Origin of the sequence: Stenotrophomonas sp. 2619 (assembly GCF_040548725.1) — a bacterium.
Lineage (GTDB): Bacteria > Pseudomonadota > Gammaproteobacteria > Xanthomonadales > Xanthomonadaceae > Stenotrophomonas > Stenotrophomonas maltophilia_AP.
In genome coordinates, this window is the sequence record NZ_JBEPSF010000004.1 from 148,718 (window position 1) to 165,615 (window position 16,898).

Here is a 16,898-nt window from a genome sequence, read left to right on the forward strand (position 1 = left end):
CGGGCAAACGTCCCCCGTGCCGCGGCCACACGGCCGCAGACGGGAAACGGAGAGAGCTGTTTTTCTGAAAGCGTGTTTCTTCGGTTACGGCGACACGATGCTGGCGGTATCGCCCTCCTGTCCGATCAGCGCGGCGTTGGCCCAGTTGCCGCAGACCTGCGCGGGGTGGTCGCCCTGCGCGCCCAGCGTGCGCAGGCTCAAGGTGTGCAGGCCGCGCACGTCCAGTTCCGGTTTGACCACGCCGGGCGCCTTGACCAGGCCGCTGTCGTACAGCAGCCGGTTGTCGCCCCACACCTGGAACTGCATGCCACCGGCGGCGCGGCACTGGTCATCGATGCCCAGGTCGGCGCGCAGCAGGCGCCAGCTGCCGGTGAGTTTCAGGTCGATGCGGCTGCTGGCATTCACGCCCAGGCCGCGGCGGAACAGCAGGCCGTTCATGCGCAATGCCGCCTGGCCGCCAAAGGCGTGGTCGCTGGCCACGCTGGCCTGCAACGCGGCCGGCAGCGGCAGCGCGGACAGATACAGCTGCTGTGCGGGCGTGGTGGGCTGCGGGTGTTCCAGCACATGGAAGCTGGACAGCACGATCGGGCCAACGTCGCGCGGCTGCAGCGCATCCACCGCACGGGCCACGCTGCCCTGCGCGGCGGTCACCATCGGATCGCTGGCGCTGGCACCGTCGCCGTCGGGGTTCTGCGTGCTCAGCACACGGAAGCGCAGCAGGCGGCCGGCCTGGGCGGGGAAGTCGATCTGCTGCATGCCCTGCTGCAGGGTGAGGCGGCCCCGCTTGACCGGTTCGCCCCACTCGCCGTTGCTGTCGGCCAGGTAGACCTCGTAGTCGCGGATCTGGCCGTTCTTCCAGTGCTGATCGTTGCGTGGCGCCAGTTCGATGCCGTCGATCAGCTTGCGCTCGCCGAAGCCGAGCACCCATTCGTGGGCGCCGGTCTTGACCGCCTGGTTGCGCACCGTGCGGAACCACGTGGCGGGGTCGTCGTCGAAGGCCTTTTCCAGCGCGTAGCCCTGCTCTTCGGCCGGGCGGTTGACCACCAGCAGGCTGTCGGAGGGCAGTGCGCGGCCCAGTTCCGGCGCGGCCGGGTAGGCGTCGTCCGCCACGGCGGCAGCCACCGGCAGGGCCAGTTGCAGCGCCAGCGGCTGGCGGATGTCGGTGGGCGCGGTGCGCACATGCAGCGTGCCGCGGCGCTCGGCGGCATCGAAGTACCACCCTTCACTGGCGGCCTGCCAGGCTGCCTTGTCGGCCAGCATGGGCAGCGTGCGCTCGCCCAGGGTGACTGCGGAGGGGCGCTGGCGGCTGAGCACGCGCAAGGCGTAACGGCGTTGCGGCAACTGGCCGGCGTACTGGCCCTGCACCGCACCGATGCGCACCTGCACCGGGCCCGTGCCCTGCGCGGGGGCCTGCACGGTCACCTGCTGGGTGCTCGATTCGCCTTTCTCGTAACGCCGGGTGTTGCCGTCGTCTTCGTACAGGGTGTACTGCGCGTCGCCCTGCGGGTACAGGTCGAAGGTGACTTCATCCAGCGGCTTCTGCCCGTCGTAGAGCATGTCCGGGTACATCGGGATGATCGCGCCGGCGCGCACGAACACCGGAAGGGTGGCCAGGTCCACGGCGCGGTCCAGGGTGCGGCCGGCGGCACCGGCCTGCAGCTGGCGGCCGTCCCAGTAGTCGATCCAGCGGCCCTGCGGCAGGTGGATGTCGCGGCGCCAGCCGCGGCTGGCCGCCTGGCTGCGGTACACCGGCGCGATCAACAGCTCGCGGCCCAGAAGGAACTGGTACTTGTAGGCCTCGGTATAGGCCTGCGGGTCCTGCGGGTAATCCCACATCAGCGCGCGCAGCAGCGGTGCGCCGGTGGTGGCTGCTTCATGGGCCAGCCCGTACATGTACGGGGTCATGCGCATCTTCAACTTCAGGTAATCGCGGTTGACGCTGCGGTAGGGCTCATCGAACCACCACGGGTGCTTGCGGGCGTTGCCCGACCAGCCGGACATGCCCATCAGCACCGGGGTGAAGCTCTTCCACTGCAGGTCGCGGGTGAAGGTTTCGGCGCTGCCGCCGAAGATCGCATCCACATCGCCGCTGGCGTAGGCCATGCCCGACAGCCCCGAGCCGACCAGGGTCGGAATGTGCCAGCGGATGTAATCCCAGCTGCTGCTCTGGTCGCCGGTCCAGGCCACCGCGTAGCGCTGGATGCCGCCCCAGCCCATCACCGTCCACAGGAACGGGCGCGAGTCGGAGTTGTGCAGGATGCCGTTGAACGCGGACTGGTTGGCGTCCATCGCGAACTGGTAGCCCTTGCCGGTCCAGGCCACGTCCAGCTTCTGCACGCGGCTGCCGGCGGTGCCCACTTCCCAGGCGATCTTGTCCACGCCGTTCTCGGTCCACAGGCCGGTCTTGAAGCCGTACTGGGCCAGGCCCTTCACCGTTTCCGGCAGCTTCTTGTAGCCGCAGCCATAGCCATCGTTGGGCAGGATCCAGCCGCCGGGCATGTCGTGGTCACGGTACTGTTTGGCCACGCTGTCCACCACGTCCGGGGTGGTGCCGGTGGGACCGTCGCTCCAGCCATCGGGCACGCTGCCGGGCTTCTTGATGTTGTCGCCGTCGTTGTAGCAGTCGGCGTCGCCGTAGGAGAACGCCCAGCGCGGCAGCAGCGCGGCGCGGCCGGTCAAGGTGGTGTAGCGGTCCAGCAGGGTGTGCAGGCTGGGGCCGACGAAGTAGTACGCATCGAAGCGGTCTTCGCGGTGCAGCAGCGTGGCCTGGTCGGCCTGGCGCAGATCGTAGGTGCCATCGCTCCAGGTATTGCGCAGCATGCCCCAGCCGCGTGCGCTCAGCAGCATGGGCGCGGGGTTGGGGCGGTCGCCCTCTTCCCAGCCACCGGAATAGGACACCTCCAGTTCGCGGCCCTTGAAGGCGAAGCGGCCGTTCTGCTGGCCGCCACCGAAGAAGTGCTCGTCGGCCTCGCTGGACAGCACCTGCACGCTCTGTTCCTTGCCCAGGTCCAGCGGCTGCAGCTCGCGCCACAGCGGCACGGCGCCGCCTGCGTCGCGGCGGTCCAGCGCCAGGCGAAGCGGTTGGCGCTGGATGTGCAGCACAAGCGCCGCGGTGCGGATGCGGACTTCGGTGCCGTCTTCTTCCAGCTGCGCGGCCACCTTCGTCGCCGGCTGCGGCACCACGATCGGGGCGGCCTTGTCGCCGGCGCCGCTGAGGGTGCCGTTTCTTCCGGCCTGCACGCGCAGCATGTCCTCGCCCAGCAGGTCCACGCGCAGCAGCATGCCGTTGTCGGTGCGGATGTCCCAACCGGGGCTGCCGTCCTTGCTGGGGGCGGCGCTGATGCGGGCCAGGTTGCCCAGCGGCTCGGCCACGGCCGGTGCAGCCGCCAGCGCGGAGAGCAGGGCCACCATCAGGCCAGTACGTCGAAACCGGGATTCCACCTTGCCCCCAAGCCCGCGGTCAGCGGGAATCTGAAACCAGTGCGGCCGACTCTAGGGCAGGGTCTCGAAAGATGTCAACAAATTGCAAAGAAAAAGGAAGGATATTTTCTTCAAAACGAAAGATACGAACGTGGCCGCTTTCTATATGGCGGCTGAATACGCGATTGTTGCCGCCTGAAACCTTGCTGCGATGCGGCATCCCAGGGGGCAGGCCGCGCATTCGCCCCGATCGATTCGTAAAAACTGTGACCGCCCTAGCTTTTCTTTATCTTTCGATATTTGACATTTCGAAAGAAAACGCAGAAGGTGCGGTCGCCCAACAGGAATTGCGAATGGACGCTTCTGTGCTTACCGACTTGCCCGCGTGGCAGCGCCTTGGCGGCGCCTATACCGCCGAAGAAATCGCCCAGCAGCCGCGCATGTGGACTGCCCTGGCCGACCTCCTCGATGACGCGCAGGCGCGCATCGACCGCTTCCTGGGGGATGCACTGCGCCAGCCCGGCCAGTTGGTGATCTTTACCGGTGCCGGCAGCTCGGGCTTCATCGCCGAAATGGTGGCCGACCACATCAATGCGCAGTGGCCCGCCGAGGTCCGCGCCGTCCACACCACCAGCCTGCTCACCCACCCGGCGCTGTACCTGCGCCGCGACCGCCCGACCCTGCTGGTGTCGTTCGGGCGCAGCGGCTCCAGCCCGGAAAGCGTGGCGGCGGTGGAACTGGTGCGCGACCGGGTCGATGACGCGCGCTTCCTGGACATCACCTGCAATGCCGACGGCGAACTGGCCCGGCGTGGCCATGGCCGCAGCGATACGCTGTCGTTGCTGATGCCGCCGCCCAGCTGCGACCGCGCCTTCGCCATGACCAGCAGCCTGAGCAGCATGCTGCTGGCCGCGCTGTGCGTGTTCGACGGCGCGCCGTGGCCGCAGCGCGCGCAGCGCCTGCGCAGCCTGGCCAGCCACGGCGAACGTGCCCTGCAGGCATGGGACACCGCCGTAGGCACGCTGGCCCAGGCCACGTATTCGCGCGTGATCTACCTGGGCAGCGGCCCGCTGGAAGCGCTGGCCCGCGAAGCGGCGCTGAAGGTGCTCGAGCTCACCGCCGGCCAGGTGCTGGCGCTGGCCAACACCCCGCTCGGCTTCCGCCACGGCCCCAAGTCCACGCTCAATGGCGACACCCTGGTGGTGATGCTGCGCAGCGCACAGCCGTTGTCGCGCCGCTACGAACAGGACCTGCTGAATGAACTGCGTGGCGATGGCATCGCCGCACGGGTGATCTCGGTCGGTCCCGATGGCGATGACCGCGCCGACGGCGACTTCGTGCTCGACGCGCCCACGCTGGACGACAGCTGGCTGGCCCCGCTGTGGCTGCTGATGCCGCAGTGCTATGCGCTGCAGCGTTCGGCGGCGCTGGGCATGACCCCGGACAACCCCTTCCCCGACGGCACCGTGAACCGGGTCGTGCAGGGCGTGACCATCCATTCCCATGGCTGAGCAGGGCATGCCCATGCAGTGCTGGTACGGCATCGACGTTGGTGGCACCAAGATCGAGCTGGTGGCCTACGACGCCACCCTGCGCGAACTGCACCGTGAGCGGGTGACCACGCCCACGCAGGACTACGACACCTTCCTGCAGGCGATCACCGGGCTGGTGCACAGCGCCGACCGCACGCTGGGCGGCACGTGCCGGGCCATCGGCATCGGCCTGCCGGGCGTACGCGACCGCAGCACCGGGCGCCAGCTGAGCGCGAACGTGCCCAGCCTTACCGGCCGCCTGGTCGGCGAGGACCTGCAGGCGCGGTTGCAACGGCCCCTGCAGTTCGGCAACGACCTGCAGTGCTTCGCCCTCAGCGAAGCGCATGGCGGCGCGGGCGAGGGTTACCCGAGCATGTTCGGCGCGATCCTGGGCACCGGCGCCGGTGGCGGTTTCTGCGTCGGTGGCCAGCTGCTCACCGGGGCCAACGGCATCGCCGGCGAGTGGGGGCACTGGAGCATTCCAGCCACGCTGCTGCAGCGTCACGCGCTGCCGGTGTTGCCGTGCGCGTGCGGCCTGCGCGGTTGCCTGGAGCGCTATGTGTCCGGCAATGGACTGGCGCTGATCCACGAAGGCCGCGGCGGTGATGCCGTGGACGCCACCGCCGTGGTGGCGCTGGCCCACGCCGGTGATGCCGTCGCCACGCAGGCGCTGGCGATCCACCGCGACCTGCTCGGCTACAGCTTCGCCAACCTGATCCTGGCCATCGACCCGCACGTGATCGTGCTGGGCGGTGGCCTGTCCAAGCTGGAGCAGCTGTACCACGACCTGCCCGCCGCGATTACCCCCTACCTGTTCCAGGGGGTGCGCGTGCCGCCGATCCTGCCGCCCACCTTCGGCGATGCCGGCGGTGCGCGTGGCGCGGCGCTGCTGGCGCGCCAGCACCATCCTGCCTGCTGATACCCCCTTTGTTGCACCGCTTGTTTCCGGAGTTGCCATGTCTGCCATCCAATCGCTGATCGCCGCCCATCGCCAGGGCCACCCCGTGGGCCTGTACAGCGTGTGCTGCAGCAATGAACAGGTGCTGCTGGCGGCCATGCAGGTCGCCCAACGCTACGACACCCTGCTGCTGATCGAGGCCACCTCCAACCAGGTGGACCAGTTCGGTGGCTACACCGGCATGACCCCGCCGCAGTACCGCGATTACGTGCTGCAACTCGCCCGCGATGCAGGCTTCCCGGCCGAGCGGCTGGTGCTGGGCGGCGACCATCTCGGGCCCAACGCGTGGCAGAAAGGCCCGGCCGAGGTGGCGATGGCCAATGCGCGCACGCTGATCGAGGCGTACGTGGCCGCCGGCTTCCACAAGATCCACCTGGACTGCAGCATGTCCTGCGCCGATGACCCCACCCCGCTGCCCGATGCGGTCGTGGCGGCGCGCTCGGCCGAACTGGCCCGCATCGCCGAACGCACCGCGGCCGCGCACGGGCTGCCGCCGCCGGTGTACGTGATCGGCACCGAAGTACCGATCCCCGGCGGCGAAGCCTCGCTGGACGGTGGCCTGCAGGTCAGCACGCCGGCGGCGGCCGCCACCACCCTGGCCATCCACCGCGAGGCGTTTTCCGCCCCGGACCTGCTGCCGGCGTGGGAGCGCGTGATTGCGATGGTGGTGCAGCCCGGCGTCGATTTCGACCACAGCAGCGTGCACTACTACGACCCGTCCGCAGCGCGCGCGTTGTCGGCGTTTGTGGACGCGCAGCCGCGCATCGTGTTCGAAGCGCACTCCACCGACTACCAGACCGAAGCGGGCCTGCATGCGCTGGTGCGCGACCACTTCGCCATCCTCAAGGTGGGCCCGGCCGCCACCTATGCGTTCCGCGAAGCCGTGTTCGCCCTGGCCATGATCGAGGCCGAGCTGCTGCCGGCGGCGCAGTGCTCCAACGTGATCGCCGTGCTCGACCAGTGCATGCGCGACAAGCCGGGCAGCTGGCGCAGCTACTACCAGGGCAATGAACACGAACTGCGGCTGCTGCGCGCCTATTCGCTGAGTGACCGCAGCCGCTATTACTGGGGCGAGCCGGCCGTGGTGGCGGCGCTGGAGACGCTGGTGGCCAACCTGCGCCAGCACGCGCCGCCGCAGATCCTGCTCAGCCAGTTCCTGCCCAACCAGCAGTTGGCCATCGAGGCCGGCGCGCTGACCCACGATCCATTGGCGCTGATCCAGCACAAGGTGGCCGAACGGCTGGGCGAGTACGCCCGTGCCTGCAATCGCAACCGCGCCGGGGCCGATAACGAAACTTCCCGGGTCACGGAGCTTTCGGAACGGTAAGCTTCGGCTTTCCTTCCGAACGGAATCGCCCCCATGCGCAACACACGCCAGCGTCGCCAACAGATCCTGCAGTTGCTGGTCGAGCACGGCAACGTGCAGGTCAGCGAGCTGGTCGCGCGGTTCGGCGTGTCGGCGGTGACCATCCGCGCCGACCTGACCCACATCGAATCGCAGGGCCTGGCCACGCGCACCCATGGCGGCGCGACCCTGGTGCGCACCCCGCCGCAGGAACAGGACATCCACGAGAAGGACGCCCTGAACCTGCCGGTGAAGGACAGCATCGGCGCGCACGCGGCCGGGCTGGTCAAGGCCGGCGACAACATCATCATCGACTCCGGCTCCACCACGATGACCCTGGCCCGGCACCTGCGCGGGCACCGCGACGTGACGGTGATGACCAACGGGCTGAACATCGCCTGGGAACTGGCCAACGCGCCCGGCGTGGAACTGCTGCTCACCGGCGGCCTGCTGCGCAAGCAGTCGCTGTCGCTGCAGGGCAGCCAGGCCGAAGCCAGCCTCACCACCTACAGCTTCGACACCTTGTTCCTGGGCGTGGATGGCCTGGACCTGCAGTTCGGCCTGACCACCCACCACGAGGCCGAAGCCAGCCTCAACCACCGCATGGTCGAGCGCGCACGCCGCATCGTGGTGCTCACCGATGCCTCCAAGTTCGGCCGGGTCAGCCTGCACCGCATCGCGCGGCTGGACCAGGTCCACACCGTCATCACCGACGCCAGCATCGACGCCGAGTACCTGGAAGGGCTGCAGCGGCTGGGCATCGAAGTGATCATCGCCGAGTCCCCCGCGTGACCCAGACCCGTTCCCTGCACGGCCGCATCCTCACCCCGCTGGGCTGGCGCCGCGGCCACGTGCACTTCGACACCCATATCCTGCAGCTGCAGGTGGACGACCACAGCGGCGCCGACGATCCGCAGCTGCCGGTGATCCTGCCCGGCTTCATCGACCTGCATGTACATGGCGCGGCCGGCGTAGACCTGATGCAGGGCGGCGACGTGGCCCGCACCATCGCCCGCACCCACGCGCGCTTCGGCACTACCACGCTGCTGGCCACCACCATGACCGCCGGCCTGGACGAGATCGCCCATGCGCTGCAGGGTGTTGCGGCCACCATGGCCGCGCCGGACGCCGCGGCCGCCTGCATCGCCGGCGTGCACCTGGAAGGCCCGTTCATCAGCCCGCAGCGGCTGGGCGCGCAGCCCAACCGCACGCTGGAGGCGACGATGGCGCTGGTGCAGCAGCTGCACGCGCTGGCGCCGATCCGGGTGATGACACTGGCACCGGAGATCGGCGCGCACACCGCGTTGATTCCCGCGCTGACCGCGCTCGGCATCCGCGTGCAGCTGGGCCACAGCGCCGGCACCTACGAGGACGGCGTGGCCGCCCTGCAGGCCGGCGCATCCGGCTTCACCCACCTGTTCAACGGCATGACCGGCGTGGACCACTACCACCCCGGCATTGCCGCCGCTGCCCTGGCGCATGCGCAGTACGCCGAGATCATCCCGGACCTGCAGCACCTCCACCCCGGCGTGATCCGGCTGGCCGCACGCGCGATTCCGCGCCTGTACGCGGTAACCGACGCCACCGCCGCTACCGGCATGCCCGACGGCGAGTACGCCCTGGGCGAGCAGCGCGTGCACAAGTGCGGCGGCTGCGTGCGCCTGGCCACCGGTTCGCTGGCCGGCAGCGCGCTGACCATGGATCAGGCGCTGCGCAACCTGGTGCAGGTGGGGCTGGAGCTGGCCGATGCATCGCAGCGCGTATCCACTTTCCCGGCCCAGTACCTGGGCCTGGACGATCGCGGCAGCATCGCCCCGGCCGCGCGCGCGGACCTGGTGGTGCTGGATGCCGCGCTGCAGTTGCAGCAGGTGTTCGTCACCGGCCACCCGATCGCCCTGTAACGCCGGGCGCTGCCCGGCCAGCACCCACAATTCGCCAGGCCCGGCTGCTGGCACCGCCCCTTCTTCCCGTCTTTCCAGGAACGCGTAGATGACCACCGCCGCCGCCACTGCCGTTCCCGCCCCCGACGCCCCACGCTGGCCGATCCGCTACCTGCTGTTCATGGGTGGCATGGGCGGCCTGCTCTACGGCATCGATATCGGCATCATCGCCGGCGCCCTGCCCTACCTGGAGGCCACCGCCACCGCCAGCTGGCACCTCACCAGCCAGCAGCTCGGCTTCGTGGTGGCGGCGGTGCTGCTGGGCAGCGTGCTGTCGTCGCTGTTCGCCGGCATGGTCGCCGACCTGATCGGCCGACGGGGCGCGATGTTCCTGGCCGGCGTGCTGTTCACCGCCAGCATTCCGATCATGGCGCTGTCCGACGGCTACGCCGCGCTGCTGATGGGGCGGCTGCTGCAGGGCATCAGCGGCGGCCTGATCGGCGTGGTGGTGCCGCTGTACCTGGCCGAAGTGCTCAGCCCCGAACGGCGCGGCCGCGGCGCGGCGATGTTCCAGCTGCTGCTGACCATCGGGCTGGTGCTGGCTGCCTTGATCGGCCTGTACCACGCGCATGCGGTGGACGCGGCCACCGAAGCGGTGCGCCAGCTGCCGGTGGCCGAACAGCAGCGCCTGCTGTTCGACGTCAAGGACCACGCCTGGCGCACCATCTTCTGGACCTGCCTGTTGCCGGGGCTGGTGTTCACCGGCGGCGTGCTGCTGATCAGCGAATCACCGCGCTGGCTGGTGCGCCGTGGCCGTATCGAGAAGGCGCGGCTTGCGCTGCAACGCACCGTCGCGCCCCGCGATGTGGAACCCACCCTGCAGCGCATCCAGGCCCCGGATACCGTGCAGACCGGCACCACCGGCACCACCGGCACGCGCGACCCGCTGCTCAGCCGTCGCTATGTGTGGCCATTCGTGCTGGCCTGCCTGGTGCTGGCCTTCACCCAGGCCACCGGCATCAACTCGGTGCTGGCCTATGCGGTCAACATCCTCAACCAGGCCGGCCTGCCCGGGTCGGTAGCCAATGGCGCCGACGTGGCGATCAAGCTGCTCAACGCAGTGATGACCGTGGTGGCACTGGTGCTGGTGGACCGCAAAGGCCGCAAGTTCCTGCTGATGCTGGGCACCGGTGGCATCACCGTGGCCCTGCTGGCCGCCGCGCTGCTGTTCGTCAAAAGCGAGCACGGGCGGCTGGACGTGCAGGCACAGCTGCAGCAGCAGGTGGCCGGCAGCACCCTGTCCTTGCCGCTGGATGCGGCGCAGTGGCAGCGCCTGGACCGCAACGCCGGCGACGCCCCGCAGCAGCTCACCGTGTCGTATGCATACGGCGGTTTCAGCAATGTGCGTTCGCTGCGCAGCGACAACCCCATCGACGCCTCGCTGCAGATCCGCCGCGACGATGCGGTGTCGGCCGACAGCGTGATCGGCGCGTTCTTCCGCCGGCTGCACCTCAATCCCTTCCCCGATCCCGCCCACGCCGCGCAGGCGCCGCTGGTGATCGAGCGCGCGATGATCGGTCCGGTGCCCTCGCCCACCCACGGCTGGCTGGTGGCCGGCTGCATCCTGCTGTTCGTGGCGTTCTTCGCGGTGGGTCCGGGCGTGTGCGTGTGGCTGGCGCTGTCCGAACTGATGCCCACCCGCATCCGCTCCAACGGCATGAGCATCGCGCTGCTGATCAACCAGTTCGTGTCCACCGTGATCGCCGCGATCTTCCTGCCCACCGTGGGCCACCATGGCTACGCCAGCATGTTCTTCTTCTGGGCAGCGTGCACGCTGCTGTACTTCCTGATCGCCGCGTTCTGGCTGCCGGAAACCAAGGGCAAGTCGCTGGAACAGATCGAAGCCAACTTCCGCTGACGCGCCGGGCCCCTTCCATGTTCCACCGTAGCGCCGGGCGCTGCCCGGCTGCCGCTTCGATGCCCTACCGTAGCGCCGGGCTCTGCCCGGCTGTCTGCCGGTCCAGCCCCACCGCAGGCAGCGACGCGGTGTACAAAGACACGGTGTAACTACCGTCATACCCCGACTGCGCACGGTCGCCAGCGGCATACCCGATCGGCCCATCGCCCACGCGCTGATCGCCAACCGCGCGTACGCCACACGTCGGCGCGCACACCCACGCCTCACCGCCGCGCGCACCCATGCGTACGCCCAGCGGTGCGAGCGTACGCAGCAGGTAGCCCGCCGGCGCGTAGTCGGGCAGGTTCGGCCGCCCCAGCCGTTGGCTGGCATGCACGTTGCCCAGCAGCGCAATCACGCGCCCGCCGGCGTGCACCGCACGCGTGATGTGTTCGGCCATGTCCATATCGCGGGTGCCGGCGCGTTCATCGTCCACTGCGATCACCGCGATGCGGCGGCCGTCGGCGTGGAGTCGGCGCAGCCGTTCCAGCAGCGCCAGCATCGCCGTGCTGGACCGCCCGTCCTGGGTGGATCGGGTCCAGAACGCGCCGGCCAGCAACGCCGCCCGCGCGGCCGGGGTACCCGCCGACGCCAGGTAGGCGTCCAGCCGCGCCTGTTCCCGGGCGCTGATTTCCAGCGCAACGGTCACCGCCGTGCCATCGGCCGAGGCGGCGCAGGCCAGTTGACCTACCAGTGCCGGCGTTTCCACGGTGCCATGGACTTCGCCCACCAGTACCAGCGCGCGCACCGGCATCGCCTCCGGCCAGGTGCAGCGCTCGCGTGCGACGGCGCCCCCGGGCAATGCCAGGCCCAACATCATCAACACCGTCAGCCATCCTTTGGCCATGTCGCGCAGACGCCTGTTCTGGTCCATCGATCCCTGCGGGCGGTCGCGCTCAGGGTTGTTTGCCGGTGATCTCGGTGAACATGCGCTGTGCCGCGGCCGGGTCGCCCAGCCCCGCCACCTGCATCGCCTTGCCGAACGGGCCACGGATGGTGGCCACCGACAGCACCTTGTCATTGATGCTGAAGGCGACGCGGCGACCGACGCGTGCTTCGGTGGCGGCCTGGATGCGCGGGGCGGCAGCGTCGGTCATGGTCAGGTTCAACACCGGCTCCTGGCCCTGTTCGGTCCGGGCCAGGGCGATCGATGCGATGTCCGCAGTGGTAATCAGGGCCGGCTCAAGGACCGCCAGCGGCCGCCCGTCGGTGTCCTTGAGCAGCGTGGCGCCGGCGTGGCCCTGTTCGTCCACCTCGCGCAGCAGCAGGCGCGCCTGGGGAAGGGGGGCCGCCGAGGAAGGCGGATCGACCACCTGTTGGATCTGCTGGCAACCGGCCAGGCCGATAGTGCTGGCCAGCAACATCATGGCAAGGAACATCCTGCGCATACGCCCTCCTCCTTGTTGGGGGGTGCGGGCTTGGCCCGGCACCGATCAGCGCAGGCGGCGAAGGCGGAACGCCACCACCACCTGCAGTACGCCATAGATGAGGCTGCCGATTCCGATCCACAAGGTGGTGACGGCCACGCCGGCCAACGGGTTGGCCACCAGCAGCGCGCCTAGCACGATCGCCAGCACGCCGCTGAGAATCAACAGCCATTCACCCTGGATGTGGCGGCGCACGCGCACCGCGAACACGATGCGGTGGATGCCGGCCACGATCAGCCACACCGCCAGCAGCAGTACCAGCACACTGGCGGTGGCCAACGGATTGATCACCGCCAGCACGCCGAACACCAGCGATGCCAGCGCGTACACCGCCAGCCAACCGCGCGATACGCCGCTGTTGCCGCCGACAAGTGCAACCAGGCTGATCACGCCTTCGACGATGGCCATCACGCCGATCGCCCAGGCCAGCGCGGTGGCGGCTGCAAGCGGCTGCAGGATGGCCACCGCACCAAACACCAGCGCAACCAGGCCATACAGCAGCAGCACCCACCAGCTACGGACAACCAGCGACACCACAGGCGATACCGGAATGTTCATGGGCAGCTCCAAACAGGGGGCAATGCGCCATGCTAGCGCCGCCGCATGAAAGCCGCAGTCACACCGCAGCGCCGCCGGGGGCTGCCTTCAGTTCGTCCAGCAGCGCCTGTTCGGCCGCCGTGCTGAAGCGCCAGCCTCCTTCCACCGCCACGATCGCCCCCTCGGCCACCCGTGTATCCCACCACTCTTCGACGAAGCCGGGCGCGAACCCACCGGTCTTGAAGCCGAAGGGCGCCACGACCAGGTCGAACGGCAGCATGAGTTCGTAGCACGGCGTTGCGTAGTCGTCCTGTTCGGCCGGAAGTTTGACGAAATGGGTGAACGAGGTGGCCGTGGTCAGCTGCGAGTACAGCCAGAACATCAGGTCGTACATGCGGTGCGAATCGGGGTCGGCATGCAGCGCGAAGAAGCCCTTTTCCTCAGTGATCCGGCGCGCCAGCGCACGCAGCGCGCGCTCACCCTCAGGCAGCTCATCGGCCGATGCATCCAGCGCACGCTGCACGATCGGCGACAGCGTGCCGCGGTCCACGGTGACCAGATCGATCTCCAGGGTTTCGGCTGCATCGTTGAACGCTTCTTCATCCACCAGTCCGTGGATGAAGGTGGTGAAGTCGGGCGCGACCGGCGTGATCGTGTAGTCCGCTTCCTGGTTCACGTGCACCACCTGCGGTTCGCCCTGCGGGCCGCACTGGCGGTAGTCGAGCATGATCAGGTCGTGCCCGGCGCTGGGGCAGTCGGCGATGACGATCCCGATGTCCGGGTAGCCCCACTCGCGCTGCATGAACCGCGTGCCGATCTCCCCGCCCAACGAGTACCGTGCCTGGCGTCCGATGGCGTGCAGGCCGCTGACTTCAATGTGGTCGTCGGCCCAGCTGGTGGCTTCGTCCATCGGATGGCAGCTGCGCTGCAGCAGGCCGCCGTTGTGACGGCGGGCCAGTGCGATGTACGCATCGGGGAAGCGATAGCCGAATTCGGCCTGCAGTTCAGCAATGAGCGCATCGCTGGGCGGCGGCTCCTGGTAGTTCTGCTGCGAATACTCGCAGTCGTTCCAGAAATCGGAGAAGTCGAACGTGGCGAACGGATCCATCGGCGGCGGTGTTTCCCTGTGACAGCCCCGGAGTATAGAGCGGTCACTCACGGCACCCGCGCGCAGACCCACACCGCGGGATCGGGCAGGCCAACGCGCTGCAGCGCGTGCACGGCCGCGTCGAGCGTGGCGCCGGTGGTCATCACGTCATCCACCACGGTCAACCGCGCCGGCGGTGGCGTGGTGATCGCAAAGGCATCGTGCAGGTTGCGCCGCCGCGCATCGGCATCCAGCGCCGACTGCGCGGCCGTCAGCCGATCCCGGTGCAGCCCGCACCACAGCGGCTGCCGCAGCGCGCGCGCCAACGGCCGGGTCAGTTCCAACCCCTGGTCGTAACCCCGCGTGCGCAGCCGTTGGCGGTGCAGCGGCACCGGGGCCAGCGGGCCGTCGACGAAACGGGGCACCCGCTGCAGCATCAACTGCGACAGCAGACGCCCGGCGGCCAGGTCGTGGTGAAACTTGAAACGCCGCAGCAGCTGGTCCACCGGCGCGGCGTACAGGAATACCGCGGCAGCGGCAGCGTGCCGCGGTGGGTCATGCAGGCAGGCGCCACAGCGCAGCACCGGCGTGCCCTCCGGCAGCGGCAGCGCGCACTGCGGGCAGGCGTGGTCGTTCCACGGCAGGGCGGCGTGGCAGGCCACGCACAGGTCCAACCCGGCGCTGCCGGGTTCCTCGCAGACCAGGCAGCGCAGGGGCAGGGACTGCTGGCCCAGCCAGGTCAGTGCAGCAGACACCCGGGAAAACACGCGATCACCGTTTGAAGAGGCAGGCCCCCAGCGTGGCGGCCCGCCCCCAAGCGTGTCTGTCGGTGTGTGCCGGTGCGTGCGGTCAGCCTTCTACCGGACGCACCCGCGGATCAATCGCAGTCCTGGTAGCCACCCAGTTCGCCACACTGCGTGCAGCGGAACATATAGGCGGTGGGTGAGCCGTCCTTGCGCAGCGCGCCGAAGAAGTGGTCCCACTGCGGGCCGTCGTCCAGCCCGGTGCTGTCCTGGATCGCGGAGATCGCACCTGCACCCAATGCCTGCAGTTCCGCCTGGCCGGCACGGCCAATGAACTGGCCCGCGTCCCCGCAATGGGTCCACCACTTTTCCTGCTGCCAGGCGCTGAAGCCCGGGGTGCGCCGTGCCACTTCCTCGACCACCGCCTCCGGTACTTCGTCCCACTCACCGCCGCCGCCAATGCCTTCGTCATCGGTGAAGCTGGCATCGAGCCGCTCGCAGGCCGAACCGTCGGCGATGCACCACGGGCAGATCTCCGCGTCGTACGCCTCTTCGGCATACACCGGGCCGGTGTAGACGTAGCCGCGCGCCTGGTGGCAGCTGACGCAGACCGTGGCGGAGGCGACGACGCTGCCGGTGGCGATCGGGTCGGGGTGGTAGGTGAAACGGGGCAGGGTCATGCGGCCTCCTTGGGGGTGCGTGGGCGGAGACTGTAGTGGGTTTGGGTTGGGTGGGGGTGTCGGGTAACGGGTTGGCTTGGGTTGCCGGCCAGCGGCCGGCACTACCCTGCTGTAAACCTTGGCCAACTACATTTGGTTGACAGCAGCTTGCGTCGGCGACCACACTTCCGCCCCCCGTTCCTGCACGCCGAGGGCTGTTCCATGCCAAGCGACATCCGCCACGACTGGCGCAGCGAGGAGCTGCTGGCCCTGTTCGCGCTGCCGTTGCCTGTGCTGCTGCATCGCGCTGCCAGCGTGCACCGCGAGCACTTCGATCCGGCGCAGGTGCAGGTGTCCACGCTGCTGTCGGTCAAGACCGGCGGCTGCCCCGAAGACTGCGCGTATTGCCCGCAGGCCCAGCGCTACAGCACCGGGGTGGACGCGCAGAAGCTGATGGCCACCGAGGACGTGGTGGCCAAGGCGCGGCAGGCCAAGGCGGCCGGCGCATCGCGGTTCTGCATGGGCGCGGCCTGGCGTTCGCCCAAGGAACGCGACATCCCCAAGGTGGCGGCGATGATCCGCGAGGTGAAAGCGCTGGGCCTGGAAACCTGCGCCACGCTGGGCATGCTCAGTGGCGAGCAGGCGGTGGCGCTGCGCGAGGCCGGGTTGGACTACTACAACCACAACCTGGACACCGCACCGGACTATTACGATTCGATCATCCACACCCGCCAGTACCAGGACCGCCTGGACACGCTGGGCCACGTGCGCGACGCCGGCTTGAAGACCTGCTGCGGCGGCATCGTGGGCATGGGCGAAACCCGCGAGCACCGCGCCGGGCTGCTGCTGGCGCTGGCCAACCTGCCGGCCCACCCCGATTCGGTGCCGATCAACCGGCTGGTGCAGGTCGCCGGCACGCCCCTGCACGGCACCGCGGAACTGGACCCGTTCGAGTTCGTGCGGATGATCGCGGTGGCCCGCATCGCCATGCCCCGCGCGATGGTGCGGCTGTCGGCCGGGCGCGAGGCGATGAGCGACGAGCTGCAGGCCCTGTGCTTCCTGGCCGGAGCCAACTCGATCTTCTACGGGGAAAAGCTGCTGACCACCGGCAACCCGGACACCGAACGCGACCTGGCCCTGTTCGCGCGGCTGGGCCTGCGCCCGATGGCGGTCCAGGTGGATGCGGCCGACCACGACCCTCCCGGCACGGTCCATGCCGACATCACCCAGGACACCGGGCCGTGCGGTGGCGGCTGCGAGCAGGCCGCCTGAGGCCCGCCCGGTGCCCGCCCCCCCGGGGCAGAGCGCCGCGCCCGCCAACCGGGTACGCTAACCGCCCATCCATGCCAGCCG

The 16,898-nt window shown here is 69.2% G+C and carries 15 protein-coding genes; 7 read left to right on the forward strand and 8 right to left on the reverse strand.

Translation table 11 applies throughout. The features are described 5' to 3' along the window. Window positions 1-84: 84 nt before the first annotated feature. Both ABIA71_RS06045 and ABIA71_RS06050 read right to left on the reverse strand, forming a co-directional pair. Window positions 85-3,411 (reverse strand): TIM-barrel domain-containing protein, encoded by a 3,327-nt coding sequence (locus ABIA71_RS06045; RefSeq protein ID WP_502961137.1) that lies wholly within the window; start codon window positions 3,409-3,411, stop codon window positions 85-87. 49 nt (window positions 3,412-3,460) lie between these two features. Continuing rightward, complete coding sequence (locus ABIA71_RS06050) at window positions 3,461-3,661, reverse strand: hypothetical protein (RefSeq protein ID WP_354283932.1); 201 nt, start codon at window positions 3,659-3,661, stop codon at window positions 3,461-3,463. A 112-nt stretch (window positions 3,662-3,773) separates the two neighbouring features. Here ABIA71_RS06050 and ABIA71_RS06055 point away from each other — a divergent pair, with 112 nt between their 5' ends. The 6 genes from ABIA71_RS06055 (at window position 3,774) to ABIA71_RS06080 (ending at window position 11,053) form a co-directional block, all read left to right on the forward strand. Beyond that, window positions 3,774-4,931, forward strand: coding sequence for an SIS domain-containing protein (locus ABIA71_RS06055; protein ID WP_354283934.1), 1,158 nt, complete (start codon window positions 3,774-3,776; stop codon window positions 4,929-4,931). A 13-nt stretch (window positions 4,932-4,944) separates the two neighbouring features. Then, window positions 4,945-5,871 carry an ROK family protein gene (locus ABIA71_RS06060; protein ID WP_354284069.1) on the forward strand — a complete coding sequence of 309 codons (927 nt, stop codon included), beginning with the start codon at window positions 4,945-4,947 and terminating at the stop codon, window positions 5,869-5,871. A 37-nt stretch (window positions 5,872-5,908) separates the two neighbouring features. After that, window positions 5,909-7,237, forward strand: a complete 1,329-nt coding sequence (locus ABIA71_RS06065) for a D-tagatose-bisphosphate aldolase, class II, non-catalytic subunit (protein WP_354283936.1) — start codon at window positions 5,909-5,911, stop codon at window positions 7,235-7,237. Window positions 7,238-7,270: 33 nt separating this feature from the next. Beyond that, window positions 7,271-8,047, forward strand: a complete 777-nt coding sequence (locus ABIA71_RS06070) for a DeoR family transcriptional regulator (protein WP_354283938.1) — start codon at window positions 7,271-7,273, stop codon at window positions 8,045-8,047. Beyond that, window positions 8,044-9,156, forward strand: coding sequence for an N-acetylglucosamine-6-phosphate deacetylase (gene nagA, locus ABIA71_RS06075; RefSeq protein ID WP_354283940.1), 1,113 nt, complete (start codon window positions 8,044-8,046; stop codon window positions 9,154-9,156). The genes ABIA71_RS06070 and nagA overlap by 4 nt, the downstream gene beginning before the upstream one ends. An 88-nt stretch (window positions 9,157-9,244) precedes the next feature. Further along, window positions 9,245-11,053 (forward strand): MFS transporter, encoded by a 1,809-nt coding sequence (locus ABIA71_RS06080; protein ID WP_354283942.1) that lies wholly within the window; start codon window positions 9,245-9,247, stop codon window positions 11,051-11,053. Between the two features lie 64 nt (window positions 11,054-11,117). Here ABIA71_RS06080 and ABIA71_RS06085 read toward each other — a convergent pair whose 3' ends face one another. From ABIA71_RS06085 to ABIA71_RS06110, 6 genes are all read right to left on the reverse strand, one after another. Further along, window positions 11,118-11,966 carry a calcium-binding protein gene (locus ABIA71_RS06085; protein ID WP_354283944.1) on the reverse strand — a complete coding sequence of 283 codons (849 nt, stop codon included), beginning with the start codon at window positions 11,964-11,966 and terminating at the stop codon, window positions 11,118-11,120. Between the two features lie 22 nt (window positions 11,967-11,988). After that, a complete protein-coding gene (locus ABIA71_RS06090; protein WP_354283946.1) occupies window positions 11,989-12,480 on the reverse strand; it encodes a SecDF P1 head subdomain-containing protein in 492 nt (163 codons plus the stop codon). A gap of 45 nt (window positions 12,481-12,525) precedes the next feature. Further along, a complete protein-coding gene (locus ABIA71_RS06095) occupies window positions 12,526-13,077 on the reverse strand; it encodes an HdeD family acid-resistance protein (protein WP_354283948.1) in 552 nt (183 codons plus the stop codon). Between the two features lie 58 nt (window positions 13,078-13,135). Beyond that, complete coding sequence (locus ABIA71_RS06100) at window positions 13,136-14,164, reverse strand: SMI1/KNR4 family protein (RefSeq protein ID WP_354283950.1); 1,029 nt, start codon at window positions 14,162-14,164, stop codon at window positions 13,136-13,138. A gap of 47 nt (window positions 14,165-14,211) precedes the next feature. Continuing rightward, window positions 14,212-14,898, reverse strand: a complete 687-nt coding sequence (locus ABIA71_RS06105; RefSeq protein WP_354283952.1) for a ComFC family protein — start codon at window positions 14,896-14,898, stop codon at window positions 14,212-14,214. A 122-nt stretch (window positions 14,899-15,020) separates the two neighbouring features. Then, window positions 15,021-15,566: a CbrC family protein gene (locus ABIA71_RS06110; RefSeq protein ID WP_354283954.1), complete on the reverse strand. Its 546-nt coding sequence runs from the start codon at window positions 15,564-15,566 to the stop codon at window positions 15,021-15,023. Window positions 15,567-15,767: 201 nt separating this feature from the next. Here ABIA71_RS06110 and bioB point away from each other — a divergent pair, with 201 nt between their 5' ends. Then, a complete protein-coding gene (bioB, locus tag ABIA71_RS06115) occupies window positions 15,768-16,817 on the forward strand; it encodes a biotin synthase BioB (protein ID WP_354283956.1) in 1,050 nt (349 codons plus the stop codon). Window positions 16,818-16,898: the final 81 nt, after the last annotated feature.